Below are 24,335 nucleotides of genomic sequence, written 5' to 3' on the forward strand. Positions count from 1 at the left end.
TGCTCGGTCCGCCGTTTGCCCCTGATGCCCATGTTGTTCCAACCATACTCGCGGTGCATGTTGTGTTATGCGTGGACGGCCGCTGTGGCGCGTCCGGCGCAGCGCACGCACGCGCACCCGTGCGTCTGCCCGGAGGCCGCATGCTAGGTAAATTCGGCATGCAACTGGCCATCGGCCTGCTCAAGGTGATGGCGCTGATGCCCTACGGGCTCGTCGCGCGCTTCGGCGACGGCCTCGGCTGGCTGCTCTATCAGATCCCGAGCCGCCGCAAGCGCATCGTCCATACCAATCTGAAGCTGTGCTTCCCCGAGTGGGACGACGCCGAGCGTGAGCGCATTGCGGGCCTGCACTTCCGCCATGCCGTGCGCAGCTATGTCGAGCGGTGCTTCCAGTGGTTTGCGTCCGCGCGCAAGATCGAGAAGCTCGTGATCGTCGACAGCGAGGTCGATCTCGCGGACCCGGACATGCCGCCGACGATCTTGCTCGGTTACCACTTCGTGGCAATCGAAGCCGCTTCCGTCGCGCTCAATCACGCGCTCAAGCGGCGGTGCGGCTCGCTGTACCAGCCGTTTTCGAACAAGGAACTCGATCGCATCGCAAGCCAGGCGCGCGGCCGGTTCAATGCGGAGATGGTGTCGAAGTCCGACAGTGCACGCGCGGTGATCCGGATGCTGCGTAATCGCCAGCCCGTGATGCTTGGCGCCGATATGGACTATGGTCCGCGCAATTCGGCATTCGTACCGTTCTTCGGGGTCCCGGCTTGCACGCTGACGTCGACCTCGCGGCTCGCCGCGACTGCGCCCGCGCAGCTTTTGGTGTTCGTCGGCGAGGTGTTGCCGAACTACAAGGGTTACCGGCTCAAGGTGTTCAAGCCCTGGGCCGACTATCCGAGCGGCGACGATGTCGCCGATGCGCGCCGGATGAACGCGGTGCTCGAAGACATCGTGCGAACCATGCCCGAGCAGTATTACTGGGTGCATAAGCGGTTCAAGACCCGGCCGCCGGGCGAGGCCGGATTTTATTGATCCGGAGCGGGTGCGCCGTGCGGATCCGTCGGTACCGGGGAATTCCATGCGAACCCGGAAGCACCGAGAGCACCCGAGAGCACCCGAGAGCACCCGAGAGCACCCGAGAGCACCCGAGAGCACCCGAGAGCACCCGAGAGCACGGGTGCCCCGACCCCTGAGCACACCGGGCCTCGAAGCCGAGGCCCGAGAAGCCCTACAATAGCGATATGAAGCTCAATTTCACCAAGATGCAGGGCGCGGGCAACGATTTTGTCGTGATCGATGCGACGACGAGCCCGTTTTCGCTCGATTCGGAACAGATCCGCCGCGTGTCCGACCGTCATTTCGGCGTGGGCGCCGATCAGATGCTCATCGTCGAGAAGCCGACGGTGCCCGGCGTCGACTTCCGCTACCGGATCTTCAACAACGACGGCGGTGAAGTCGAACACTGCGGCAACGGAGCGCGTTGCTTCGTCAAGTTCGTCCTCGACAAGGGACTGACGACCGAACGGACCGTGCGCGTGCAGGTCTGGCACGGTGTGCTCACGCTGACCATGCGCGATGACGGTGACGTTGAGGTTGAGATGGGCTCGCCGAAGTTCGAACCGGCGCAGATCCCGTTCAACGCGCAGGGGCTCGAATCGCGCGGCGAAGCGCACGACACACTCTGGCCGCTCGACGTCGGTGGCGCAACGACCTGGATCTCGGTCGTGTCGATGGGCAATCCGCACGCCGTGCAGGTCGTCGCGGACACCGAGGCGGCGCCGGTCGGCACCGATGGCCCGCTGATCGAGCGTCATGCACGGTTTCCCCAGCGTGTGAATGCAGGCTTCATGCAGATCGTCGGCCGCCACGAAATCAATCTGCGCGTCTACGAGCGCGGCGCCGGAGAAACGCTTGCATGCGGAACGGGCGCGTGCGCCGCAGTCGTCGCAGGCATTCGCCGCGGGCTGCTCGACTCCCCCGTACGCGTGCACACGCATGGCGGCGACCTCACGATCGCCTGGGACGGCGGCGAGGTTCGCATGGCCGGCCCGGCCACTACGGTTTTTGAAGGCTCCATCGAAGTCTGACAACGGATACAGCATCCATGCCGCTCAATGAACGCGAAGTCGCCGACTATCTGCTCGCGAATCCGCAATTTTTCGAACAACACGCCGAACTGCTCGCCACCATCAAGCTCATGAGCCCGCACGGCAATCGTGCCGTCTCGCTCCAGGAGCGCCAGATGGATATGCTGCGCGACAAGAACAAGCAGATCGAGCGACGCCTCGCCGAACTGCTGCGCTACGGACACGAGAACGACAGCATCGCCGCGCGATTCACGCGCTGGACGGCTCGCGTGCTCGCCGAGCGCGATCCGCACGCGTTGCCGGCAACGGTCACGCGCGGTCTGCTCGAGATCTTCGAACTGCCTCAGGCCGCGTTGCGCTTGTGGGATGTCGCCGAGACGTACTCGATGGCCGAGTTCTCGCGCAATGTCGGCGAGGAAGTCCGGATTTTTGCAAACAGCCTTGCGACGCCCTACTGCGGCGCCAACACGGGATTCGAAGCCGCCCAATGGCTCGGTCTCGCGGGGCAGGAGTCGCGCGGCCTCATGGCTGTCGACGGCGGCGATGCCGTTGAACGGAGCACTGCCGGTGGCCTCGACGGCTCGACGTCGTCGATCGCGCTGGTCGCGCTGCGCGATCCCCAGCGCGAGGATGGAGCGAACGCCTTTGGCTTGCTCGTGATGGGCTCGCCCGATCCGCGGCGGTTCCATGAAGGCATGGGCACCGATTTCCTGTCGCAGATCGGCTCGCTGGCGAGCGCGGCATTGAGCCGCTTGCTCGCGCACTGAGTCCTGCGCTGAAAGGGCCCCGGTCATGAACGGCGAGCGACGCAAACCGGGACCCGCATCCGCATCCGCACCCGAAGGCGCGGATGAGCCCGTCGAGCGACCGCGCGACCCGCTCGTTGTCGCGTATCTCGCTTCGCTTGCCCACGAGCGCAAGCTCTCCGACCACACGCTGAGCGGCTATACGCGCGAACTCGACGCGCTTGCCGTCGTCGCTGGCGAGCGCGCACTGATTTCGCTGTCGGCCGTCGACATCCGCGGCGCGGCGGCGCGTGCGCACGCGGGCGGTCTGGCGCCGCGCTCGATCGCGCACCGGCTGTCCGTCTGGCGCAGCTTCTATCGCTGGGTCGCGATCCATCATGACCTGGCGGCCAATCCGGTCGCGGCGGTGCGGGCGCCCAAGCGGCCGCGCACGCTGCCCAAGGCGATCTCCGCCGACGACGCGGCGCGCCTGATGGACGCCCCGCCCGTGCATCCCGAAGACCCGGTCGAGACGGCGCGCGATCGTGCGATGCTCGAACTCTTCTACTCGTCGGGCCTGCGCCTGGCCGAACTCGTCGATCTCGACCTGCGGTACGTCGACGCCGACGGGCATCGTTCGCTGGGCTGGATCGATTTCGACGCCGGTGACGTTCATGTGACCGGCAAGGGCAAGCGTCAACGCATCGTGCCCGTCGGCAGCAAGGCGCTCGACGCCCTGAAGGCCTGGGTCGCCGTCCGCGGTCAGTGGGAGCGCCAGGACCCCTATCCACTCTTTCTATCCGCGCGTGGCAGCCGGATGTCGCGCGCAGTCGTGCAGCAGCGCGTCAAGCGCCTGGCCTTGCTGGCCGGCGTGCCGGCCAATGTCCATCCGCACGTGCTGCGACATTCGTTCGCGACGCATGTGCTTCAGTCGAGCGGCGACCTGCGTGCCGTGCAGGAAATGCTCGGACACGCGAGCATCTCGGCGACGCAGGTCTATACGTCGCTCGACTTCCAGCATCTCGCGAAAGTCTACGACGCCGCACACCCCCGGGCGAAAAAGCGCTCGTAAGGAACCACACTTGAATACTGTGACGCTCAAGCCGGGCAAGGAGAAATCCCTGCTGCGCCGGCACCCATGGATTTATCTGAACGCGATCGACCGCGTCGACGGCCGTCCGGCGTCGGGCGCGACGGTGGTCGTGCGCGCGCATGATGGCCGTTTTCTCGCGCGCGCAGCGTTCAGCCCCGTGTCGTCGATTCGTGCGCGTGTCTGGACGTTTGATGAAAACGAACCGATCGATCACGCGTTCTTCAAGCGCCGCGTGCAGCGCGCGCTCGAGCATCGGACGGCGATGGTCACCGGCACCGGCGCCGTGCGACTGATCTTCGGCGAGTCTGACGGCCTGCCTGGCCTGATCGTCGACCATTACCGCGCAGTCGACGGCCAGCGCGAGCAGCTCGTCTGCCAGTTCATGGGGGCGGGTGTCGAAGCCTGGAAGCAGGCGATCGTGGCCGTGCTCGTCGGTGCGACCGGGTGCCCGCACGTCTACGAACGCTCGGACGTCAGCATCCGCGAAAAGGAAGGGCTGACACAAACGACCGGCGTGCTCGCCGGCGACGAGCCGCCCGAGACGCTGATTGTCGACGAAGGCGGCGTGCGATATCACGTCGACGTCCGTCACGGGCACAAGACGGGCTTCTATATCGATCAGCGCGACAACCGCGCACTGATTGCGCGGCATGCAGCGGGCAAGGAAGTACTCAACTGCTTCTGCTATACCGGCGGGTTCTCGCTCGCGGCGCTCAAGGGCGGTGCGACGCGCGTTGTGTCGATCGATTCCTCGGGCGAGGCGCTGGCGACCGCGCGCGCCAATGTCGAGGCGAACGCGTTCGATCCGGCGCGGGCCGAGTGGCTCGACGCCGATGCATTCAAAACGCTGCGTTCGCTGCATGACGGCGGCGCGCGATTCGACCTCGTCGTGCTCGACCCGCCGAAATTCGCCCCGTCGCAACAACATATCGATCGTGCGGCGCGTGCCTACAAAGATATCAATCTGTCCGGGTTCAAATTGCTGCGCCCGGGCGGCCTGCTCGCGACGTATTCGTGCTCTGGCGCGATCGATGCTTTGCTGTTCCAGAAAATCGTCGCCGGCGCCGCGTCCGATGCGGGTGTCGACGTGCGGATCCTGGGCCGGCTGGGCGCGGGCGTCGATCATCCGATGCTCACAAGTTTTCCCGAAGGGGAGTACTTGAAAGGACTGTGGTTGCAACGCATTTAAGGGGTTGCACAGGAAATATCGCGCAACCCGCCGCGCGTCCGGCTTCGGGCAAGCAGCCGCATCGTTTGCTTGGAGCTTGACGCATGTGCTTCAATGTAATGTTATTACGCCGGCCCTGGCGGGCCGACGCCCGACTGTCCAGCCGCCTGTCGCGCCCTGCGCGCCTGCGGCGCCTATTCGAGACGAGTTCGTACTATGGCAAGCACGGCACCCACTATGATTCCGGTCACCATCCTGACGGGGTTCCTCGGCAGCGGTAAGACCACGTTGCTCAAGCGGATTCTCGGCGAGCATCACGGCATGAAGATCGCCGTGATCGAAAACGAGTTCGGCGAAGAAAACATCGACAACGAGATCCTCGTGCAGGACAGCACCGAGCAGATCGTTCAGATGAGCAACGGCTGTATCTGCTGCACGATCCGTGGCGATCTCGTGAATGCGCTCGGCGACCTTGCGGCCCGGCGCAAGGAAGGGAAGTTCGATTTCGATCGCGTGGTGATCGAAACGACGGGCCTGGCCAATCCCGGCCCGGTCGCGCAGACGTTCTTTATCGATGACCAGGTCGCGGCGGATTTCCTGCTCGACGCCGTCATCACGCTGGTCGACGCCAAGCACGCGAACCAGCAGCTCGACGAGCATGAAGTGGTGCAGCGGCAGGTCGGGTTTGCGGACCGCCTGTTCGTCACGAAGTCGGATCTGGTCGACGAGGGCGCGCTGAAGGATCTGCGTCATCGTCTGCTGCATATGAACCCGCGCGCGCCGATCAGCTCGGTCAATTTCGGCGAAGCCGATATCAAGCAGATCTTCGACCTCAAGGGCTTCAACCTGAACGCGAAGCTCGAGATCGATCCGGACTTCCTCGCGGAAGACGAGCACGATCATGACCACGATCACGATCATGCCGATTGCGATCACGATCATGGCCAGTGCGCGCATGACGGCCATGACCATGCGCATCATCACCATCATCACGCTCACGACGACCGGATCAAATCGTTTGTGTTCCGCAGCGACCGTCCGTTTGATTCGAAAAAGCTCGAGGATTTTCTCGGCGGCGTGTTGCAGATTTACGGCGAGCGGATGCTTCGATATAAGGGCGTGCTATATATGAAAGGCATCGACCGTCGAGTCGTGTTTCAGGGCGTGCACCAGATGATGGGGAGTGATCTGGCGTCGAAGTGGTTGCCGGCCGACAAGAAGAGCAACAAGATGGTTTTTATCGGCGTCGATTTGCCGCAAGATCTGATAGTCGACGGTTTGACCGCGTGTCTCGCGTAGTAATAATCGAGCGGTTCAGGCGGGGGTTTCTTCCAGTGGCGTCGCGTTGGTTTTGGCCAATCTGATTCAGTTACAATACGACCCCACTGGAGACACCAGGGAGTTCGGCCCCGTGCCGGGCGTGGCGCGTTGAGGTCCTGAACATCGGGCTTGCAGCGGGAAGGCCACCCCGCGACGGACATTGCAAAGCGGGTAAATACTCGCACGGAAGATAGCAAGCAAGATGACGACGAAACGACTCTTGACGGAAGCCGAAATCCTGAAGATGAGCGAGAAGGATTACATGAATGACGATCAGCTCGCGTTCTTCAAAAACCGGCTCGAACAGCTTCAGGCGGACATCCTTCGCAATGCGGGGCAAACCACCGAGAACCTGCGCGAAACCGTGATTGTGCCCGACCCGGCCGATCGTGCGACGATCGAGGAAGAGCATGCCCTCGAGCTGCGCACGCGCGACCGCGAACGCAAGCTGCTGAAGAAAGTGCAGCAATCGATCGCACGGATCGATTCAGGCGAATACGGCTGGTGCGAGGAGACCGGTGAGCCGATCGGTGTGCCGCGTTTGCTCGCGCGCCCGACCGCAACGCTCTCGCTCGAAGCGCAGGAGCGCCGCGAGCTTCGGCAGAAGCTGTTCGGCGACTGACCGCCGCAGCGGTTCTCCATGACCCGGTGCGTTGCACCGGGAGGGTGGCTGACCGTCTTTGAAAAAAACCGACTGTGCATGCAGTCGGTTTTTTTTCGTCCCGAGATCCCGTGTGGGCGAACGTGTTGCGCCGTCCGGGACGCTTCAGGCGACGTCCAGGAGACGCATCGCAAAGAGGGGCAGCTGAATGGCATTAAAAACGGTATTACCGATTTAAGCCAGATTGAATAAATTCAGAAAAACAGTATTACCGAATTCGCTTCCGCACGGGCTCGATCGGTTTTTGCGGGCATAAAAAAACCCGCCGTTTCCGGCGGGTTTTTTACGCTTGCTTCGAAATCGAAGCAGTCGAGGGTCGCTTGCTTAGAAGCGGGTACGGATACCCGTCAGAGCCATGACCTGGTTCGACGTCGACGACGTGCCGCCCGAACCTGCGATGAACGCGCTGTTCTTGTTGCCGATCGCGTGTTGGTACATGCCTTCGACGTACACGTCCGTGCGCTTCGACAGAGCGTAGTCAACTTGCAGGTCGACCTGGCTCCAGCCCGGATCCTTCGTCGCGCCGGCTGCGCCGCCCGACGAGATGTGGCCGTCGGTGTACGTGTAGTTACCCGCGATGCTCAGAGCCGGCGTCAGGTTGTACTTGGCGTTGGCTTCGTAGTTGTTGAACTTGTACGTGCCCGACAGCGAGCCGTAGTACTGCGATTGCGTGTAGACGAAGCCGAGCAGTGCCGGTCCGATCGAGTAGTTCACGCCGCCGCCGAAGATGCGTTCCGTGCTCGAAGCAATCTGGAAGCCGTTCGAACCGAACAGCGACTTGTTTTGCGTGACCGCGCTGTTTTCAGCCTGGTCAACTGCACCTGCCGTCGAGTTCGTCGGCGTGCCTTGGTTGCCGGCCGAGCCATTCACTTGCAAGTAACCTGCTGCGGCCTTCAACGGACCCCAGTTGTAGTTCGCGCCGAAGCTGTACAGACGGTTAGCCGCGAAGTTCTGGTTGTTCGAGAACGCGTACATTGCGCCGACCTTCAGGCCTGCGAACACCGGCGACGTGTACTTGACAGCGTTGTCGACGCGGAACGAGTTGTTCAGGTTGTCGTTGTCGAACGGGTGCTGGAACCACGTGCCGCCCCACGAACCGGTTGCCGACAGCGGTGCCAGGAAGTCGACGACGGAGTCGTACTGACGACCGAGCGTGACAGCACCGTATTGCGTGCTTGCCAGACCGACGAATGCTTGACGGCCGAACAGACGGCTATCTTGCGAGCTCGTGCCGTTCTGGATGTTGAAGCCGCTTTCCAACACGAAGATCGCGCTCAGACCACCGCCCAGATCTTCCGTACCGCGCATGCCCCAACGCGGGCTGTTGATCGCGCCGCTGCCGGCCTGGATCTTGTGGCCAGCTGCGCCAGCGTTGTTCGTGTAGACGACGCTTGCGTCGATCAAGCCATACAGGGTAACCGAGCTTTGTGCGTGCGCTACCGAGACGAGGGCGCTCGTTGCTGCGAGAGCAAGGAGGGTCTTCTTCATTCGTACAACTCCGTGTGTGGTTGCCCGGGTTGGAAAGAACCCGAGATCGGAGGCGAGTTTAGGAAGGTCGTTCGCAGCCGCAAAGTTCCACCAAACGTAATAGTCTTTTACAGATTTTGAGATAATGAAGAAATGTTTAGCCGGGACCCACTGTGGATAAGGGTTTGCGGCGATGCCGCCCCATTAATTTTTCTTTATGCGTCCCAAAACATGATTTTGTGAATGTTGCATTACAGAGACACAACAGGCACGGCAACGAGGGCTTTCCCGGGGCTGGAATTTCTTTATATGTGACTACGGGGTATTGGCGAGGTAGACGGAGCGTGGCTTAGCGGGCATCGGCACGGACCGGAAAACGCGTCAGAGCGACCGTGCGGGTGCGTCAAAAAGACCCATTAACTGGTAATTGTTGCGTCATCAACCTGTCATAAACAGGCTATGGCCGACGACCTCGAACAGGTCCGTCGCCGGCATTTTTGCGCGCAGGACGTGCGTGTCGGCGGCTCTTGATATCTCTGCGAACGCCCTAACGTACGCTGGCACGCCGCTGGCTCATTCGCGGCTCTTTCCAGGATTTCAATCAAGGAACGCTCATGGAGCAATATCACGGCACGACGATCGTGTCCGTCCGGCGCGGCAACAAGGTGGCGCTCGGCGGTGACGGCCAGGTGACCCTGGGCAATGTCGTCATGAAAGGTACGGCTCGCAAAGTCCGCCGCATCTATAACGGAAAAGTGCTCGTCGGCTTCGCCGGCGCTACAGCCGATGCGTTCTCGCTGCTCGATCGCTTTGAAGGCAAGCTCGAGAAGCATCAGGGCAATCTCACGCGCGCTGCAGTCGAACTCGCCAAGGACTGGCGCACCGATCGCATGCTGCGCCGGCTCGAAGCGATGATGATCGTCGCCGACGCCGAAACGACCCTCGTGCTCACGGGCAACGGCGATGTGCTCGATCCCGAAGGCGGCGTCTGCGCGATCGGCTCGGGCGGCAACTACGCCCAGTCGGCCGCGATCGCGCTGGTCGAAAACACGGAACTCAGTGCGCGCGAAGTCGTCGAGAAGTCACTGAACATCGCCGGCGACCTCTGCATCTATACGAATCACAACCTCGTCATCGAAACGCTCGAGTAAGGACACCCCATGAGCAATATGACGCCCGCCGAGATCGTCTCGGAACTGGACAAACACATCATCGGCCAGGCGAAGGCCAAACGTGCGGTCGCCGTGGCGCTGCGCAACCGCTGGCGCCGCCAGCAGGTTGCCGAGCCGCTGCGCCAGGAAATCACACCGAAGAACATTCTGATGATCGGGCCGACCGGCGTCGGCAAGACCGAGATCGCACGCCGTCTCGCGAAGCTGGCGGATGCGCCGTTCATCAAGATCGAAGCGACGAAGTTCACCGAGGTCGGCTACGTCGGCCGCGACGTCGACAGCATCGTGCGTGACCTCGCAGAAATCGCAATCAAGCAAACGCGCGAGACCGAGATGCGCAAGGTCCGCACGAAGGCCGAGGATCGCGCCGAAGACCGTGTGCTCGATATCCTGATCCCGCCGGTGCGCGCACCGGGCGGTTTCGGTTCGATCCCGGCCGAGGAAGCCGACAACACGACACGCCAGACTTTCCGCAAGCGTCTGCGCGAAGGTGCGCTCGACGACAAGGAAATCGAGCTCGATATCGAGATGCCGCAACCGGGCATGGACATCATGGGTCCCCCGGGCATGGAAGAGATGACCGAGCAGATCCGCGGCATGTTCGCCAATATTGGCGGCGGCAAGAAGCAACGCCGCAAGATGCACGTCAAGGAAGCGATGAAGGTCCTCGTCGACGAGGAAGCAGCGAAGATGCTCAACGACGAAGAGGTCAAGACCAAGGCCATCCAGAACGTCGAGCAGAACGGCATCGTGTTCCTCGACGAAATCGACAAGATCGCGTCACGCAGCGAGCACGGCGGCGCCGAAGTGTCGCGCGCAGGCGTGCAGCGCGACCTGCTGCCGCTTGTTGAAGGCACGACGATCAACACGAAGTACGGGATGATCAAGACGGATCACATCCTGTTTATCGCGAGCGGCGCCTTCCATCTGGCCAAGCCGAGCGACCTGATTCCGGAACTGCAGGGCCGTTTCCCGATTCGTGTCGAGCTCGATTCGCTGTCCGTCGAAGACTTCGAGTCGATCCTTGTGCAGACCGATGCGAGCCTTGTGAAGCAATATCAGGCGCTGCTTGCGACGGATGAAGTGCAGCTCGAATTCGCACCGGACGGCATTCGCCGCCTTGCCGAAGTCGCGTTCTCGGTCAATGAAAAGACCGAAAACATCGGCGCACGCCGTCTGTACACGGTGATCGAGAAGCTGCTCGAGGAAGTGTCGTTCGAAGCCGGCAACCGCACAGGCCGCACCGTGCACGTCGACGCGAAGTACGTGAACGACGCGCTGAACGAAGTCGCGGAAAACGAAGACCTGTCGCGTTACGTGCTGTGATGATGCGGTGGTGTTGCAGGGTGTCGCGGCGAATGCAGCGTGAACCCGCCGTGATGCCTTGCGACCCGCTTTGACCCGCTTTGACCCGAAGCCCGGCTGCCGCGCACCGGGCTTTGTCTTTGTTTGCGTCTATTGCTTGACCGGCCGCTTGGAGAGCTTGCGCTGCAGGGTGCGCCGGTGCATGTTCAGCGCCCTTGCCGTCGCTGAGACGTTGCCGTCGTGGTCGGCGAGCACGCGCTGGATGTGTTCCCATTCGAGACGTTGCACCGACAGCGGCGCCGCGCGTTCGAGTTCTTCCTCTGCCCGTGTGCTCGGCGCACTCTCTTCGAGCGCCTCCAGAATCATTTCCACATTGGCCGGCTTGGCCAGATAGTTGTCCGCCCCGTCCTTGACCGCCTGCACCGCCGTCGCGATGCTTGCGAACCCCGTCAGTACGAGTATCCGCGCATCGGGTTGTGCGCCGCGGATCGTGCCAATCAACGACAGGCCGGAATCGGCGCCGAGGTTCAGGTCGACCGTGACCTGCCCGAACGAGACCGTGCCGATCAGGCGCAATGCCGTCGCAGCATCGTGCGCTTCGTGTACCACGAAGCCGCGACGCGTCAGACCGCGGGCCAGTACCCCGGCGAATACCGTGTCATCGTCGATGACGAGGAAGTTCGCGTTATTCATGTCGTACCACTCAGTGTGTCTTATGCTCTGTAGTCGGTGCCCGCGCCGGTGCCTGCACCCGGTACCCGCGTCGGCAGCGTCAGTGTCGCACGCGTGCCGCCGGGCGCCGCGTCGCTGAGATCGATGCTGCCGCCCAGCCGCGATGCCGTGACAAAGGCCAGATACAGGCCGACGCCGTGCCCGCCTTGGTCACTGACCACGGGCGCCTTGCCGAGTTGCGCGCGCAACGCAGGAGCGATACCGGGTCCGCGATCTTCGACGGCGAGGATCAACGCGCCGTCGATGACGTCGGCCGTCAATGTCACGTGCTCGCGGCTGGCCCGCGCGGCATTGTCGAGCAGGATGGTCAGCGTCTGACCGATCGCGACGGCATCGTCGAGCCGCATCGATTCGAGCGTCGGCGCCACACGCAGTTCAAACCGCACATGCGGATGCCGGAGCCGCCACTGGCCAGCGAAACCGGCCAGCCAGCGCCCGAGGTCCTGCCGGTCGGGCTCCGTCGCGCGCGATTGCAGCCGCGCGAGCGCCGAGCGGCACAGAGCAACCTGCTGTTCGAGCGTCTGCAGATCGGCGCGATAGGCATCGAGCCCATGGTCCGAATCGGCGGCGAGGCGCAACTCCTCGGCAAGCATCGAGATCGTCGACAGCGGGGTGCCCATCTCGTGTGCGACGGTCGCGGCTTGCGCACCCAGCGCCACGACGCGTTCGTCTCGCAACAACTGCTGCTGTGCACTCGCGAGCGCACCGTCGCGTGCACGCAAGGCCCGCGACATGCGTGCGACGAACCAGGCGATCAGCCCGACGCTGACGACGAAGTTGACCCACGCGCCCGTGCGGAAATAGTCGAACAAGTTCGCCGGCTCATCGATATTGAGCGGGATCGAAAAGAATGCGAGGAGGCCATAGCAGGCAACGGCAAACGCTGCGAGCGTCAGTGCGAGCGTCCACGGCAGCACGGCGGCGGCGATCGCCAGACCCGGCAGATAGAGCGAGACAAACGGGTTGCTCGTGCCGCCCGATAGAAAGAGCAGCGCCGACAACGTGCCGAGGTCGACGAAGAGTTGGCCAAAAAGCTCGCGGTCGCTTTCGGTGCGGGCCTCGTTCGCGCGCCAGAACGTCGCGGCATTGAACAGTGCCTCGAGCGCGATGACGAACAACATCGCGGCGACCGGCAGATGCACGCCCAGCAAATTCTGCACAACGACGATCGTGAGCAACTGCCCGACGATCGCAAGGCACCGCAACCAGAACAGCTGGCTCAAATTGACGCGCGGACTGTTGCTGAAACGGTTCATTTGTAAAGTGTACCGGTTGAAGCGCGAAATGCCCGTTCAGCCGAAGGGCTGCGACAATTTGTCGCGCGGCGATCGCAGCAGATTGCGGCCGCCCGATCCCGGTCGACGAATCGCAGACCGCTGCGAGCACGCAGCCGGCAGCCACTTCCCGCTACGGTCGGTGACCCATCAAGCGCGATCCGGTCCGGGCGGTCGCCCGGTCAGCCGGACATCGGACGAATCACTCGTCTTCCCGCCCCCACCCCCGCATCGAACGGCGCAGCATCGTCATCTCCTGTACGAACGACGTGCACATATCGCAGACGAGCAAATGCATGCGCAAGCGCAGGCGCTCATGCCAGGCGAGCGGCGCGTCCATCGATTTGACCGCAAGCCGGTGCGCGTGGTGGCAATCGAGTTTGATTTTCATGTTGCTTTAATACCCACCTGACCTGCCTGCCCCCCTGCGGCATCGGGGCGTTGGCCGAACCAGTTCAAATTCAGGCACTCGCGCAGCCGCATGCGGGCGCGATAGAGCATGACCCATGCATTGGTCGGCGTGATTTCAAGCTCCTTACATATTTCGTCGGTGTCGAGTTCAAGCCACTCGCGCATCATGAAAATGCGCGCGACTTTGGCCGGCAGCCGCTCGACACAGGCTTCGAGCACCTCGAAGAACTGCTTGCGCTGGAGTTGGGTGTCGGGGTCGGCCCAGTCGCGCGGGGCGTCGCGCCAGTGGCCGGTCCGGTCGAACAGAGCGTCGAGGTGGCTCATGTCGTCGCGTTCGTCGTCATCGTCTGCCGGCGTCAGCGAGACCTCTCGCGCCCCGGCGCGCAGCGCGTCGATGATCTTGTGCTTGAGAATGCCGATGGCATAGGTCTTGAGTGAGGATTTGCCCTCGAACCGCTCGGGAGCTTCAACCAGCGCGATCAGCGTTTCCTGGACGACGTCGTCCGCCAGGGTGTCGTTGCGCAGCTGAATTCGGGCAAATTTGAGGAGTTGGGCACGCAGCGTCTGCAGCGTGTCGGCGTCGATCATGGGGCGGCTCCGGTTTGCCGCCACTTTAGCGATGCCCAATCGGGCGGGCAAGCCGGCACGTGTCCGCGCCACGTGCACGGTGCGCCTTGGCTCCAGGTTTGGCGAGGCGGCGTGTGCAACCTTGGCGACGGCGGCCCGGAAGACGGATGAGATGGCTCATCCTGTTCCGGTCGCGCCGGATCAAGAGCCGGGCCGTACTCCAATCACATTCCAATCACGTCCAGCCGTCATCTCAGTCCTGTACAATTCGCGCATTTTGAACCCGCCTTTCCGCCTGCCGCCATGTCAGCTCTGCCCGATCTGTCGCAAATCGCGCCCGTTCTGAAAGCCGAAATTCTGGCCGAGGCGCTGCCTTATATCCGGCAGTACCACGGCAAAACCGTCGTCATCAAGTACGGCGGCAACGCCATGACCGAAGAGCGTCTCAAGCAAGGTTTCGCGCGCGACGTGATCCTGCTCAAGCTCGTCGGCATCAACCCTGTCATCGTGCACGGTGGCGGACCGCAGATCGACCAGGCCCTGCGCAAGGTCGGCAAGGAAGGCGTGTTCGTCCAGGGCATGCGTGTGACCGACGAAGAGACGATGGAAGTCGTCGAATGGGTGCTCGGCGGCGAGGTCCAGCAGGACATCGTGATGCTGATCAACCACTACGGTGGTCAGGCTGTGGGCCTCACCGGCAAGGACGGCGGCCTGATTCACGCGCGCAAGCTGATGATGCCGGACCGCGAGAAGCCGGGCGAATTCCTCGACATCGGTTTGGTCGGCGAGGTTGAAGCCATCAACCCGGCGGTCGTCAAGGCGCTCCAGGACGACGCGTTCATCCCGGTGATCTCGCCGATCGGCTTCGACGGCGAAGGCCGCTCGTACAACATCAACGCCGACCTCGTCGCGGGCAAGCTTGCGGTGGTGCTCAACGCCGAGAAGCTGCTCATGATGACCAATATTCCGGGCGTCATGGACAAGTCGGGCAATCTGCTGACCGACCTCTCGGCGCGCGAGATCGACGCGTTGTTCGCCGACGGCACGATTTCGGGCGGCATGCTGCCGAAGATCTCGTCGGCGCTCGACGCCGCGAAGAGCGGCGTGCGTTCGGTGCATATCGTCGACGGCCGCATCGAGCACTCGGTGCTGCTCGAGATCCTGACCGAGCAGCCGTTCGGCACGATGATCCGCTCGCATTGAGCTCGCGTCGCCGCTCCGCCCGCCGGGTGCGGCGCCAGCCGGGCCGGCCGGTCTGGCTGTTCGATCTCGACAACACGCTGCATCACGCGTCGCATGCGATCTTCCCGCGCATGAACGTCGCGATGACCGATTTCATCGAGCGGGAGCTCCGGCTCCCGCGCGCCGAAGCCGATGCGTTGCGCAGCGCCTACACTCAACGCTATGGCGCGGTGCTCGTCGGGCTGATGCGCCGGCACGACATTGACGCTGCAGCGTTTCTTGAAGAAGTTCACCGTTTCGACGCCCTGCCGAGCCTCGTACGCTTCGAGCGCGGCGTCCGGCAAGCCTTGCTTCGGCTGCCGGGTCGGAAGATTCTGTTTACCAACGGCCCTGAAGATTACGCACTCGCGGTGCTCGAGGTGATCGGGATCGGCGATGTGTTCGAGCGCGTCATTGCGCTCGAGCACATGCGTGATCGCCGCGGCTGGCGGTCCAAGCCTGACCATGGCATGCTGCGGCGGACACTCCGGCAGTTGCACGCGACGCACCGTGAAACGGTGCTCGTCGAGGATACGCGCTCTCACCTCAAGCACTACAAGCGCACGGGCCTCAAGACGGTCTGGATGGTCGGACATCTGCGCAGCGTGCGGCCCTCGATGCTGGGCGGCCCGGCGCGCCCGGTCGATGCGACGGGCGGGCACGCGCAGCGACGGGGTGAAAGCGGACGGCCGCACTATATCGACCGACGCATTCGTTCGATAAAATCGCTGTGACCAAAAACGGCTCGCGGACGGGGACCCAAGTCCGACGGGCAAGCAGGCTCAGGCTCGATACGAGGCGACCACTATGCAGCACTCATTCTCACAAGACGCTGCCGCAAACGAAGACCCTTCCGATCCGGTTGAGGCGGGCCAGCCCGCAGCCAACGGGCGCGCTCCGCGTCTGAAGCCGGGCGAGCGGCGGGTGCTGATCCTGCAGACGCTCGCGGCGATGCTCGAGTCGCCCAAGAGCGAGAAGATCACGACGGCGGCGCTCGCCGCGCGACTGACCGTGTCCGAAGCCGCGCTCTACCGCCATTTCGCGAGCAAGGCGCAAATGTTCGAGGGTCTGATCGAATTCATCGAGCAGACGGTCTTCGGCCTGATCAACCAGATCACGAGCCGCGAAGAGCACGGCATCCTCCAGGTCCGCGCGATCGTGACGATGCTGCTCGGGTTCGCAGAAAAGAACCCCGGCATGACGCGCGTGCTGACCGGCGAAGCCCTGGTCGGCGAGCACGAGCGGCTCAACGAGCGCATCAACCAGACGGTCGACCGTATTGAAGCGTCGATCCGCCAGTGCCTGAAGCTCGCCGTCAGCGCCAAGGAACCGCCGCTGCCCGCCGACTACGACGCCGTGCTGCGCGCCAATCTGGTCATGAGCTTCGTGCTCGGCCGCTGGCAGCGCTACGCCAAGTCGGGTTTCGCGAAGGCGCCGAGCGATCAGGCCGACGCGATGATCCGGATCATGCTGAACTGAGCGGCCGCTGACCGACTTTCGCTGATCGACGACCACCACCGCTGACCGACGACGACCTTCTCGGCCTACGTTGCCAACCTTCGCCGACCGCCGGCGCCGCCATCGGCTATACTGGCGGCCTTGAACAAACGCGCCGATTTGCTGACACGATTGCGGGCGCGTGAACCGGGTGGGGCTTGTCGGATCGGCCCATCCCAGGTTCGGATAAATTCGGCTAAAGCGGTCGTCGGCGGTGTTCACCGCCTGCAACAGCCGACGCTTTAGCCCCCTTGGGGTTGAATCATGGATTCATCTGTCGGCGTTGTCGTTCCTCGCCAAATGCATTTCACCGAGCCGCTCGAACTGCGCAGCGGCCATTCGATCTCGGACTACAGTCTGAGCATCGAGACCTACGGCACGCTCAATGCGGAGCGGTCCAACGCCGTGCTCGTCTGCCACGCGCTCAACGCTTCGCATCACGTTGCCGGCCACTATGCGGATAACCCGTCGAACGTCGGCTGGTGGGACAACATGGTCGGTCCCGGCAAGCCGCTCGATACCAACCGGTTTTTCGTGATCGGCGTCAACAACCTGGGTTCGTGCTTCGGCTCGACCGGTCCGATGAGCGACGATCCGTCGACCGGGCGCCCGTACGGCGCGCGTTTTCCGGTGGTGACCGTGGAAGACTGGGTCAACGCGCAGGCGCGCGTCGCCGATGCCTACGGCATCGAGCGCTTCGCCACGGTGATGGGAGGCAGCCTCGGCGGCATGCAGGCGCTCGCGTGGAGCATCATGTATCCGGACCGCGTCGGCCATTGCATCGTGATCGCCTCGACACCGAAGCTGTCGGCGCAGAACATCGCGTTCAACGAAGTCGCGCGGTCGTCGATCCTGTCCGATCCTGATTTCCACGGCGGCGACTACTACGCGCACAACATCAAGCCGCGCCGCGGCTTGCGCGTCGCGCGCATGATCGGTCACATCACGTATCTGTCGGATGACGACATGGCCGCCAAATTCGGCCGCGCACTGCGCCGGGCAGAAGGCGCCGACGACGATTACAACTTCAACTTCGATGTTGAATTCGAAGTCGAATCGTATTTGCGTTATCAGGGCGATAAATTCGCCGATTTCTTCGATGCGAACACGTATTTATTGATTACGCGCGCACTCGATTATTTCGATCCCGCCAAAGCCCACAACGGCGATCTCACTGCCGCGCTGGCCAATACAACGGCCAAATACCTGATCGTGTCGTTCACGACCGACTGGCGTTTCGCGCCGACGCGCTCACGCGAGATCGTCAAGGCGCTGCTCGATCACAAGCGCTCCGTCACGTACGGCGAGATCGATGCGCCGCACGGACACGACGCCTTTTTGCTCGACGATCCGCGCTATCACAACCTGGTCCGTGCCTATTACGAACGGATCGCCGAGGAGGTCGGCGCATGAATCGCGAAGGGTATCTGAAAGTCATCGATAATTTGACGCCGCGCGCCGACTTCCGTGTGATCGCGCGCTGGGTCGAACCGGGTTCGAGCGTACTCGATCTGGGCTGTGCCGATGGATCGCTTCTTGCGCTGCTCGGAGAAGAACTCGACGTGCGCGGCTATGGCATCGAGATCAACGACGCGGGTGTGCTCGAAGCCGCGCGCAAGGGCGTGAACGTGATCCAGCAGAATCTCGAAGACGGCCTGCGCCTGTTCGAGGATCAGAGCTTCGATCTCGCGATCCTGTCCCAGACCTTGCAGACGATTCACCAGACCGCCGCGATTCTGCGCGAGACGGTGCGCGTGGCGCGCGAGGCGATCGTGTCGTTTCCGAACTTCGGCTACTGGGCGCACCGCATGTCGGTGCTCAGCGGCCGTATGCCGGTGTCGCGCTCGCTGCCTTACCAATGGCACAACACGCCGAACGTGCGTGTGCTGACGATCCGCGACTTCGAGGCCCTCGCGCCCGAAACGGGCATCCAGATCCTCGACCGCGCCGTGCTCCACAACGGCGCCACGATCGGTTGGGGGCAGAACTGGCGTGGTAGCCTTGCGGTCTATCGTGTAACACGAGCCCGCTAACACCCCGCCGCCGGAACCCCTGCGCCGGATGCGAGCCGCCGGAAATCGGCGGCGCGCGCATCCCGTCGAACGACCGGTCGGAACGAACCCGTCAAGGCCTGCATGACGTCCCCGCACGAAGACACGCTATCTGCCGCATCGACACCGACCGCGAGCGTCGCCGATGACGAGGCCTCGAAGGCCGGAGGATGGCGTGTCTACCTGAACCGGCGGATGTTGATCTGCGTGTTTCTGGGTTTCACGTCGGGCTTGCCGCTGTTCGTCCTGATCAACCTCGTCCAGGCGTGGCTGCGTTCGTCCGGTGTCGATCTGAAGGCGATCGGCCTGTTTGCGCTGATTCAGTTTCCCTATACGTGGAAGTTCGTCTGGGCACCGCTGATGGACCGCTTCGTGCCGACCTTCGGTGTGTGGCATCCGGGTCGCCGGCGCGGGTGGATGCTGGTGACGCAGATACTCGTTGCGTGTGCGATCGGGGCGATGGGGTTCCTGTCGCCGCGCGATGCGATCTGGACGGTAGCGGGGCTTGCCGCATTGCTGGCTTTTTTCAGCGCGAGCCAGGACATCGTGCTCGACGCCTATCGCCGCGAATTGCTGCCCGACCGCGAACAGGGGCTCGGCACGGCGATTCATGTGAACGCGTACAAGGTGGCTGGCCTGGTGCCCGGATCGCTCGGACTGATTCTTGCGGATCACTTGCCCTGGCAGACTGTGTTTCTGGTCACGGCCGCTTTTATGATCCCAGGCATCCTGATGACGCTGGTCGTGAGCGAACCGACCGTGCGTGGCGCTCCGCCCAAGACACTTGAAGAAGCGATCGTGTTGCCGTTTCGCGAATTCCTTGCGCGTGACGGCTGGCGCGGTGCGTTGCTTGTGCTCGGCTTTATCTTTCTTTACAAGCTTGGCGACAGCATGGCCACGTCGCTGGCGACGTCCTTCTACATCGATCTCGGCTTCACCAAGACCGAGATCGGTGTGATCGCGAAGACGGTGGGTTTCTGGGCGAGCCTCGTTGGCGGACTCGTCGGCGGGATCTGGCTCGTGCGCCTCGGGATCAATCGCGGGCTGTGGATCTTCGGTCTGTTCCAGATGGTGTCGTCGGCCGGCTTTGCGTGGCTCGCGCATCAGGGTCCGACATCCATGGGACTGGCTGTCGTTATCGCCCTCGAGGCGGGGGCCGCGGGACTCGGCACGGCCGCGTTCACCGCGTATATCGCGCGGGCCACCGATCCACGATACACCGCGACACAGTTTGCGTTGTTCACGAGCCTCGCATCGGTGCCGCGCACCTTCGCGAACGCGGGCGCGGGTTTTATCGTGGCCCAGATCGGGTGGTTCGAGTTCTTTGCCGTCTGCGTCGTGCTGGCGGTGCCGGGTCTGCTGTTGTTGCCGCGTGTCGCGCCGTGGGGAGCGGATCGATGAAGCGGCGCGACGATACCGGCCTGTCATCGCACACCGGGCGTGAGCCGGGTGTTGCGGGCGGGATGGGATTGTCTGATCGCGTCGGGCGGCGCGTGATGCGGTGGCTCGAACGCCGTATCGAGAGCAGTGTCGAGCGTCGGTGCTCGGGTCGGATCGGCCCTCGCCATATCCTGCAGCGCATCGTGCAGGTGGGTCTTGTCGCGACGGCCATCGCTGTGGCGGCCGTCGCATACCGCTCGGCACATGCCGCTGAGGCGCCCGCGCAGGTCGACAGCCGGGACCCGACGGGTGAACTCCGCGTGGGCAACCCGATGGCGATGCGCGGGACCACGACCGATGCGATGCTCGAGCAGATCGCCGGCATCGAGTACCGGCAGTTAATGGCCGACGCGGCCCTTCAGCACCGTGTGCTATCGCCGAGCGATCCGCGCGTGCGGCGCGTGCGCGGCATCGTCGATGCGCTGACGCCTTACGCGCTCAAATGGAACGACCGCGCACGTAGATGGAACTGGGAAGTGAACGTCGTGCGGTCGCCGCGGCTCGATGCGTACTGCATGCCGGGTGGCAAGGTCGTGGTGTTCACCGGGCTGTTCGACAAACTGCGTCCGAGCGACGACGAACTGGCGATGCTGATGGGGCATGAGATCGCGCATGCGCTGCGTCAGCACGCGCGCGTGATGCTCGACGAGCGGACGCTGAGCCGCTATCGCGGGACGCTGAGTGCGCCTCAGCTTTTCGGGTTCAGCGACTTCGATTTCGACACGGGGACCGGCTTTCCTGATCTGCGTTACAGCGCCGATGACGAGCGTGAAGCCGATGTGATCGGCACCGAAATCGCTGCGCGCGCCGGATACGATCCGCGCGCCGCCATGACGCTGTGGCAACGCGTCGCGACGATCGACCGGCGCATGCCGGTCGAGCTGGCCGAGTCGCATCCCATCACGAATGCGAGGCTCGACGATTTGCGCCGGCGCCAGTCCGATATGTTCGTGATTTATGCGAAATCCCTCGGTAAAGGGACGGGCAAGGTGCCTGCGGCTCAGAGCGCGCCGACGGTCACAAGTAAGGCGAATTCGGCCGAGCGCTAGGGGGCGGTGTAGTCCTGTGCGCTGATGCCTTAATTCATTGAGCGTCGACCTTATGAAATTCTGTCGATTTCGGCTTTTAGGGAAACATTGGGACCAATGTTTTTTGGACTGACATTCCCGTTTTATATTCTGGCTTAATACCTCCGCTTAATATTCCTGGCCGATATTCCTGGCCGATATTCCTGGCCGATATTCCTGGCCGATATTCCTGGCCGATATACCTGGCCGATATTCCTGGCCAATATCCCTGGCCAATATCCCTGGCCAATATCCCTGGCCAATATCCCTGGCCAATATCCCTGGTGATTTGATCAGGAAAACTCACTACTCAAGACCGGCGCGCATTCGCCGTTATCCCGCGTATGGGGTCGGGGTCACTCGCCCTTCGGGCCGTGCGCCGCACGGCGCTGCGGACTGCGCGGGGGTGTGAACATGCGATTCAAACACGATGGAGTACGAACGGTTGCGGTCGTTGCGGCTATCGCCGCGCTGGCGGGCTGCTATGCTTCCGCAGCGGTCGCAGGGCCGACCGACGATACGGGGAATGTGTTCGGCTCAGGCTTGATCGCGAGTGTCGGCACCGATGCGCTGTCGCATGTGACGGGCAACGTCGGCATCAATATCGCCGCGGGCACCCGCAATCAGCAAAGCAATAGCCTGACGATCGTGCAGTCGTCGTCCGAAGCCACGGCAGGCGGCACCGGCAATCCCTCACCCGCGACATCGGTGACGGTCAATGAAACGCAAACGGTCGGTGGCCATGATGCCGGCATGACGCCTGTGCGCGTCGAAATCGCCTCGCTCGGCGCCGGCGCGCTCTCGCATGCGGTCGGCAATATCGGCGTCAATATCGCCGCGGGCAGCGGAAATCTGCAGCAGAACGTGATTGTGTCGCGGTAAGCGTCGGCGTCTCAATCCGCATCGGGCCGCGTCGCCATAGGCGAAAGCAGCTGAACTCGCGTTGCGCCGGGGCCGCGTAACCGCGAGGCGTTCCACTGGCGCAGGGTCGGATCGCACTGGCCGCAGCAGGCGGCTTAACCTACGCCGAGCGCTTCGGCGAGGCCGCCAAGCACGCCGGCCCAGCCCTCTTCAATCAGCCGTTGCATCGGGGCGGCCTCGGGGCCGGCTTCGTGAGTCAGGGTCAGCGAAGCGCCGTGCGCGGCGGGCTGGATCGCGACGGTGATGCGGTCGACGTTCTGCGAATACTTCGGCACCGTCAACGTAAAGACGAGCTTGTGCGGGCGATCGATTTCCAGATACTCGCCGACGTGTTCGACATCCGTTCCGTCACGGCGATCGACGAGCGTGAATTTGCCGCCGATGCACGGATCGATATCGACCTGAACCATATGTCCGGTCGGCGTCGCGTAGAGCCACTTGCCGGCGTTGCGCGAGTCAAGCCAGGCGTCGAATACACGCTCGGGCGGCACGTCGTACGTGCGGCTCACGGTCATGACTACGGGCGTGGCGTTCATGCATCATTCTCCGGTCGAAAGGGGCCATTCGTCGTTGCGGCTGCGCTGGTGCTGCGGCGCGAAACCTGCGGCCCAGACAAGGCAGCGGCCAAGGCCAAGGCTAAACGATCGTAGTCAATCCGCAGCGACTTTGCAGGCCAAAATTCACGGCCTGTCCCGAGCCGCGATTCTATTTGCGACCCAACTCGCCCTGCGACTCATGGCTCAACGCGCGGAGCCGTCCGTGTCTCCGGCTTCACGCTTTTTGTCGGCCCTACTCATGGAAACGATCGCGCCTCGGGACTTGCTTCCACGCAGGCGCGGGCGAACTGGATCAGGATCCGCTTGCGGCGTTGAGTCGGTAAACGCGTTCAAACCGGGCGCGCTCGACGAGCCCGTAGTCACCGGGGGCATATTGCATGACCCAGTCGCCGGCCACGCCGGTTAGCAGATCGCCGCCGGCGACGCGCTCGATCGTGAACGGCTCGTGGATCTGCTTGGCCAGCACCGGGATGCGCTTCGCCCGATAGGGGCCGTCTTCACCGGCTTTGACCTGCTCTACCGGATCGTATTTGGGATCGAAGCGATCGCGCGTCACGCTCCAGCGATCGCCGGTCGATCCGGTAATCACCGCGTCACCCGTGCGAAAGTGATTGGGGCCTTCGCGGCTCATGACTTCACCGTCCGCGCGAGCGAACGCGACGTCGACGACCTCATCTTTCACGTATTCGTGCGCTGCGGGATCGTTGCGCAGATCGATGTTTTTTAGTGCGAGCATGCTGAGTCGTGAGTCGTGAGTCGTGAGTCGTGAGTCGTGCAGCGTGCAGCGTGCAGCGTGTGCGGCGCGTCGCGTAGGAGCCGACTACAGTTTCCAGTCGTATTCAATCGTCAGCGGCGCGTGGTCGCTGAACTTGATGTCCTTGAACACCGACACGGTCTTCGCGGTCGACGCCACGTCCGGCGTGGCGATCTGGTAGTCGATGCGCCACCCGACGTTCTTCGCGTACGCCTGTCCGCGATTGCTCCACCACGTGTATTGCTCTTCGCGCGGATCGAGCGAGCGATGCACATCGACGTAGCCGACGTTGTCGAACAGGTTCGTGAGCCACGCGCGTTCTTCGGGCAGGAAACCCGAATTCTTGAGGTTGCCCTTCCAGTTCTTCAGGTCGATTTCCTTGTGCGCGATATTGACGTCGCCGCACAGCACGACCTCACGTTCGCTTCGCAGCGCCGTCAGGTGTGGGAGGAATTCATCGAGAAAGCGGAATTTCGCGGCCTGACGGTCTTCGGAGCTCGAACCCGAAGGCACATAGACGGACACGACCGACAGCTTGCCGTATCGCACTTCGACATAGCGGCCTTCAGGGTCGAATTCCTCGCTGCCGAAGCCGATGATGAAGTCGTCGGGCTCGTGGCGGGTGTAGAGTCCCGCGCCGCTATAGCCCTTTTTGACTGCGTGCTGGAAATAACCGCGATAGCCATGCGGCGCCAGAAACTCGGGCGTCATGTCGTCTTGCTGCGCCTTGAGTTCCTGCACGCAGACGAAATCGGCCGAATGCGTGCCGAACCAGTCGAAAAAGCCCTTTTTGGCGGCCGAACGGATGCCGTTCAGGTTGGCCGCGACGATTTTCAACATCGGTGAGTCCTT

General features: G+C 63.0%; 25 protein-coding genes. 17 read left to right on the plus strand and 8 right to left on the minus strand.

Annotation, left to right across the window (positions count from 1 at the left end; all coding sequences use genetic code 11):
* The first annotated feature begins 140 nt into the window (after nt 1-140).
* The 7 genes from ACMFWR_RS01495 (at nt 141) to dksA (ending at nt 7,008) form a co-directional block, all read left to right on the plus strand.
* The gene (locus ACMFWR_RS01495; RefSeq protein ID WP_413193293.1) at nt 141-1,025 is read left to right on the plus strand and encodes a lipid A biosynthesis lauroyl acyltransferase; all 885 of its coding nucleotides are present in this window, start codon (nt 141-143) and stop codon (nt 1,023-1,025) included.
* Between the two features lie 209 nt (nt 1,026-1,234).
* Complete coding sequence (gene dapF, locus ACMFWR_RS01500) at nt 1,235-2,080, plus strand: diaminopimelate epimerase (protein WP_413193294.1); 846 nt, start codon at nt 1,235-1,237, stop codon at nt 2,078-2,080.
* 17 nt (nt 2,081-2,097) lie between these two features.
* A complete protein-coding gene (locus tag ACMFWR_RS01505) occupies nt 2,098-2,847 on the plus strand; it encodes a DUF484 family protein (RefSeq protein ID WP_413193295.1) in 750 nt (249 codons plus the stop codon).
* 25 nt (nt 2,848-2,872) lie between these two features.
* Nucleotides 2,873-3,877 (plus strand): tyrosine recombinase XerC, encoded by a 1,005-nt coding sequence (gene xerC, locus ACMFWR_RS01510; RefSeq protein ID WP_413193296.1) that lies wholly within the window; start codon nt 2,873-2,875, stop codon nt 3,875-3,877.
* A 10-nt stretch (nt 3,878-3,887) separates the two neighbouring features.
* On the plus strand, nt 3,888-5,087 hold the full coding sequence (locus tag ACMFWR_RS01515) for a class I SAM-dependent rRNA methyltransferase (RefSeq protein WP_413193297.1): 1,200 nt from the start codon (nt 3,888-3,890) through the stop codon (nt 5,085-5,087).
* Between the two features lie 216 nt (nt 5,088-5,303).
* On the plus strand, nt 5,304-6,365 hold the full coding sequence (locus tag ACMFWR_RS01520) for a CobW family GTP-binding protein (RefSeq protein ID WP_413193298.1): 1,062 nt from the start codon (nt 5,304-5,306) through the stop codon (nt 6,363-6,365).
* Nucleotides 6,366-6,588: 223 nt separating this feature from the next.
* On the plus strand, nt 6,589-7,008 hold the full coding sequence (gene dksA, locus ACMFWR_RS01525; protein ID WP_413193299.1) for an RNA polymerase-binding protein DksA: 420 nt from the start codon (nt 6,589-6,591) through the stop codon (nt 7,006-7,008).
* 363 nt (nt 7,009-7,371) lie between these two features.
* Here the strand turns inward: dksA and ACMFWR_RS01530 are convergent, their stop codons facing one another.
* Nucleotides 7,372-8,535 (minus strand): porin, encoded by a 1,164-nt coding sequence (locus tag ACMFWR_RS01530; protein ID WP_413193300.1) that lies wholly within the window; start codon nt 8,533-8,535, stop codon nt 7,372-7,374.
* Between the two features lie 593 nt (nt 8,536-9,128).
* On the opposite strand from ACMFWR_RS01530, the gene hslV reads away from it, so the two are divergent.
* Together hslV and hslU are read left to right on the plus strand one after the other, a co-directional pair.
* Nucleotides 9,129-9,665, plus strand: a complete 537-nt coding sequence (gene hslV, locus ACMFWR_RS01535; protein ID WP_413193301.1) for an ATP-dependent protease subunit HslV — start codon at nt 9,129-9,131, stop codon at nt 9,663-9,665.
* Nucleotides 9,666-9,674: 9 nt separating this feature from the next.
* The gene (hslU, locus tag ACMFWR_RS01540) at nt 9,675-11,012 is read left to right on the plus strand and encodes an ATP-dependent protease ATPase subunit HslU (protein ID WP_413193302.1); all 1,338 of its coding nucleotides are present in this window, start codon (nt 9,675-9,677) and stop codon (nt 11,010-11,012) included.
* Nucleotides 11,013-11,141: 129 nt separating this feature from the next.
* On the opposite strand, the gene ACMFWR_RS01545 is transcribed toward hslU, so the two are convergent.
* The 4 genes from ACMFWR_RS01545 to ACMFWR_RS01560 all read right to left on the minus strand — a co-directional run bounded on the left by ACMFWR_RS01545 (nt 11,142) and on the right by ACMFWR_RS01560 (nt 13,996).
* Nucleotides 11,142-11,684 (minus strand): response regulator transcription factor, encoded by a 543-nt coding sequence (locus tag ACMFWR_RS01545; RefSeq protein ID WP_413193303.1) that lies wholly within the window; start codon nt 11,682-11,684, stop codon nt 11,142-11,144.
* Between the two features lie 20 nt (nt 11,685-11,704).
* Nucleotides 11,705-12,979 (minus strand): ATP-binding protein, encoded by a 1,275-nt coding sequence (locus ACMFWR_RS01550; RefSeq protein WP_413193304.1) that lies wholly within the window; start codon nt 12,977-12,979, stop codon nt 11,705-11,707.
* Nucleotides 12,980-13,199: 220 nt separating this feature from the next.
* Nucleotides 13,200-13,388, minus strand: coding sequence for a zf-HC2 domain-containing protein (locus tag ACMFWR_RS01555; protein ID WP_413193305.1), 189 nt, complete (start codon nt 13,386-13,388; stop codon nt 13,200-13,202).
* The gene (locus ACMFWR_RS01560) at nt 13,385-13,996 is read right to left on the minus strand and encodes a sigma-70 family RNA polymerase sigma factor (protein WP_413193306.1); all 612 of its coding nucleotides are present in this window, start codon (nt 13,994-13,996) and stop codon (nt 13,385-13,387) included. Before ACMFWR_RS01560 ends, ACMFWR_RS01555 begins: the two co-directional genes overlap by 4 nt.
* A 282-nt stretch (nt 13,997-14,278) precedes the next feature.
* Between ACMFWR_RS01560 and argB the strand changes: the two genes are divergently transcribed.
* The 8 genes from argB (at nt 14,279) to ACMFWR_RS01600 (ending at nt 22,133) form a co-directional block, all read left to right on the plus strand.
* Nucleotides 14,279-15,178 carry an acetylglutamate kinase gene (argB, locus tag ACMFWR_RS01565; protein WP_413193307.1) on the plus strand — a complete coding sequence of 300 codons (900 nt, stop codon included), beginning with the start codon at nt 14,279-14,281 and terminating at the stop codon, nt 15,176-15,178.
* The gene (locus ACMFWR_RS01570) at nt 15,175-15,930 is read left to right on the plus strand and encodes a pyrimidine 5'-nucleotidase (RefSeq protein ID WP_413193308.1); all 756 of its coding nucleotides are present in this window, start codon (nt 15,175-15,177) and stop codon (nt 15,928-15,930) included. The genes argB and ACMFWR_RS01570 overlap by 4 nt, the downstream gene beginning before the upstream one ends.
* Nucleotides 15,931-16,003: 73 nt before the next feature.
* Complete coding sequence (slmA, locus tag ACMFWR_RS01575) at nt 16,004-16,675, plus strand: nucleoid occlusion factor SlmA (RefSeq protein ID WP_413193309.1); 672 nt, start codon at nt 16,004-16,006, stop codon at nt 16,673-16,675.
* Between the two features lie 282 nt (nt 16,676-16,957).
* Nucleotides 16,958-18,106, plus strand: a complete 1,149-nt coding sequence (gene metX, locus ACMFWR_RS01580) for a homoserine O-succinyltransferase MetX (protein ID WP_413193310.1) — start codon at nt 16,958-16,960, stop codon at nt 18,104-18,106.
* Nucleotides 18,103-18,726, plus strand: a complete 624-nt coding sequence (gene metW / locus ACMFWR_RS01585; protein ID WP_413193311.1) for a methionine biosynthesis protein MetW — start codon at nt 18,103-18,105, stop codon at nt 18,724-18,726. The genes metX and metW overlap by 4 nt, the downstream gene beginning before the upstream one ends.
* Nucleotides 18,727-18,828: 102 nt before the next feature.
* Nucleotides 18,829-20,145: an AmpG family muropeptide MFS transporter gene (locus ACMFWR_RS01590; protein WP_413193312.1), complete on the plus strand. Its 1,317-nt coding sequence runs from the start codon at nt 18,829-18,831 to the stop codon at nt 20,143-20,145.
* Nucleotides 20,142-21,233: a M48 family metallopeptidase gene (locus tag ACMFWR_RS01595; protein ID WP_413193313.1), complete on the plus strand. Its 1,092-nt coding sequence runs from the start codon at nt 20,142-20,144 to the stop codon at nt 21,231-21,233. The genes ACMFWR_RS01590 and ACMFWR_RS01595 overlap by 4 nt, the downstream gene beginning before the upstream one ends.
* Nucleotides 21,234-21,665: 432 nt before the next feature.
* A complete protein-coding gene (locus tag ACMFWR_RS01600; protein ID WP_413193314.1) occupies nt 21,666-22,133 on the plus strand; it encodes a hypothetical protein in 468 nt (155 codons plus the stop codon).
* A gap of 134 nt (nt 22,134-22,267) precedes the next feature.
* Here the strand turns inward: ACMFWR_RS01600 and ACMFWR_RS01605 are convergent, their stop codons facing one another.
* The 3 genes from ACMFWR_RS01605 to ACMFWR_RS01615 all read right to left on the minus strand — a co-directional run bounded on the left by ACMFWR_RS01605 (nt 22,268) and on the right by ACMFWR_RS01615 (nt 24,323).
* Nucleotides 22,268-22,708: an SRPBCC family protein gene (locus tag ACMFWR_RS01605; protein ID WP_413193315.1), complete on the minus strand. Its 441-nt coding sequence runs from the start codon at nt 22,706-22,708 to the stop codon at nt 22,268-22,270.
* 313 nt (nt 22,709-23,021) lie between these two features.
* Complete coding sequence (locus ACMFWR_RS01610) at nt 23,022-23,465, minus strand: PGDYG domain-containing protein (RefSeq protein WP_413193316.1); 444 nt, start codon at nt 23,463-23,465, stop codon at nt 23,022-23,024.
* An 84-nt stretch (nt 23,466-23,549) separates the two neighbouring features.
* Nucleotides 23,550-24,323, minus strand: a complete 774-nt coding sequence (locus ACMFWR_RS01615) for an exodeoxyribonuclease III (RefSeq protein WP_413193317.1) — start codon at nt 24,321-24,323, stop codon at nt 23,550-23,552.
* Nucleotides 24,324-24,335 lie beyond the last annotated feature (12 nt).

Origin of the sequence: Pararobbsia alpina, from assembly GCF_965118125.1 — a bacterium.
GTDB classification, from domain to species: Bacteria; Pseudomonadota; Gammaproteobacteria; order Burkholderiales; family Burkholderiaceae; genus Pararobbsia; species Pararobbsia alpina_A.

What these genes read in the sequence shown, in the direction of transcription:
- hslV (WP_413193301.1), top strand. Translation starts at nt 9,129, where the DNA reads ATGGAGCAATATCACGGCACGACGATCGTGTCCGTCCGGCGCGGCAAC.
- ACMFWR_RS01505 (WP_413193295.1), top strand. Translation starts at nt 2,098, where the DNA reads ATGCCGCTCAATGAACGCGAAGTCGCCGACTATCTGCTCGCGAATCCG.
- ACMFWR_RS01555 (WP_413193305.1), bottom strand. Translation starts at nt 13,388, where the DNA reads ATGAAAATCAAACTCGATTGCCACCACGCGCACCGGCTTGCGGTCAAA.
- dapF (WP_413193294.1), top strand. Translation starts at nt 1,235, where the DNA reads ATGAAGCTCAATTTCACCAAGATGCAGGGCGCGGGCAACGATTTTGTC.
- ACMFWR_RS01520 (WP_413193298.1), top strand. Translation starts at nt 5,304, where the DNA reads ATGATTCCGGTCACCATCCTGACGGGGTTCCTCGGCAGCGGTAAGACC.
- ACMFWR_RS01610 (WP_413193316.1), bottom strand. Translation starts at nt 23,465, where the DNA reads ATGCTCGCACTAAAAAACATCGATCTGCGCAACGATCCCGCAGCGCAC.
- ACMFWR_RS01590 (WP_413193312.1), top strand. Translation starts at nt 18,829, where the DNA reads ATGACGTCCCCGCACGAAGACACGCTATCTGCCGCATCGACACCGACC.
- ACMFWR_RS01615 (WP_413193317.1), bottom strand. Translation starts at nt 24,323, where the DNA reads ATGTTGAAAATCGTCGCGGCCAACCTGAACGGCATCCGTTCGGCCGCC.
- ACMFWR_RS01560 (WP_413193306.1), bottom strand. Translation starts at nt 13,996, where the DNA reads ATGATCGACGCCGACACGCTGCAGACGCTGCGTGCCCAACTCCTCAAA.
- ACMFWR_RS01530 (WP_413193300.1), bottom strand. Translation starts at nt 8,535, where the DNA reads ATGAAGAAGACCCTCCTTGCTCTCGCAGCAACGAGCGCCCTCGTCTCG.
- dksA (WP_413193299.1), top strand. Translation starts at nt 6,589, where the DNA reads ATGACGACGAAACGACTCTTGACGGAAGCCGAAATCCTGAAGATGAGC.
- metX (WP_413193310.1), top strand. Translation starts at nt 16,958, where the DNA reads ATGGATTCATCTGTCGGCGTTGTCGTTCCTCGCCAAATGCATTTCACC.
- ACMFWR_RS01600 (WP_413193314.1), top strand. Translation starts at nt 21,666, where the DNA reads ATGCGATTCAAACACGATGGAGTACGAACGGTTGCGGTCGTTGCGGCT.
- argB (WP_413193307.1), top strand. Translation starts at nt 14,279, where the DNA reads ATGTCAGCTCTGCCCGATCTGTCGCAAATCGCGCCCGTTCTGAAAGCC.
- xerC (WP_413193296.1), top strand. Translation starts at nt 2,873, where the DNA reads ATGAACGGCGAGCGACGCAAACCGGGACCCGCATCCGCATCCGCACCC.
- hslU (WP_413193302.1), top strand. Translation starts at nt 9,675, where the DNA reads ATGAGCAATATGACGCCCGCCGAGATCGTCTCGGAACTGGACAAACAC.
- ACMFWR_RS01545 (WP_413193303.1), bottom strand. Translation starts at nt 11,684, where the DNA reads ATGAATAACGCGAACTTCCTCGTCATCGACGATGACACGGTATTCGCC.
- metW (WP_413193311.1), top strand. Translation starts at nt 18,103, where the DNA reads ATGAATCGCGAAGGGTATCTGAAAGTCATCGATAATTTGACGCCGCGC.
- ACMFWR_RS01550 (WP_413193304.1), bottom strand. Translation starts at nt 12,979, where the DNA reads ATGAACCGTTTCAGCAACAGTCCGCGCGTCAATTTGAGCCAGCTGTTC.
- ACMFWR_RS01605 (WP_413193315.1), bottom strand. Translation starts at nt 22,708, where the DNA reads ATGAACGCCACGCCCGTAGTCATGACCGTGAGCCGCACGTACGACGTG.
- slmA (WP_413193309.1), top strand. Translation starts at nt 16,004, where the DNA reads ATGCAGCACTCATTCTCACAAGACGCTGCCGCAAACGAAGACCCTTCC.
- ACMFWR_RS01595 (WP_413193313.1), top strand. Translation starts at nt 20,142, where the DNA reads ATGAAGCGGCGCGACGATACCGGCCTGTCATCGCACACCGGGCGTGAG.
- ACMFWR_RS01495 (WP_413193293.1), top strand. Translation starts at nt 141, where the DNA reads ATGCTAGGTAAATTCGGCATGCAACTGGCCATCGGCCTGCTCAAGGTG.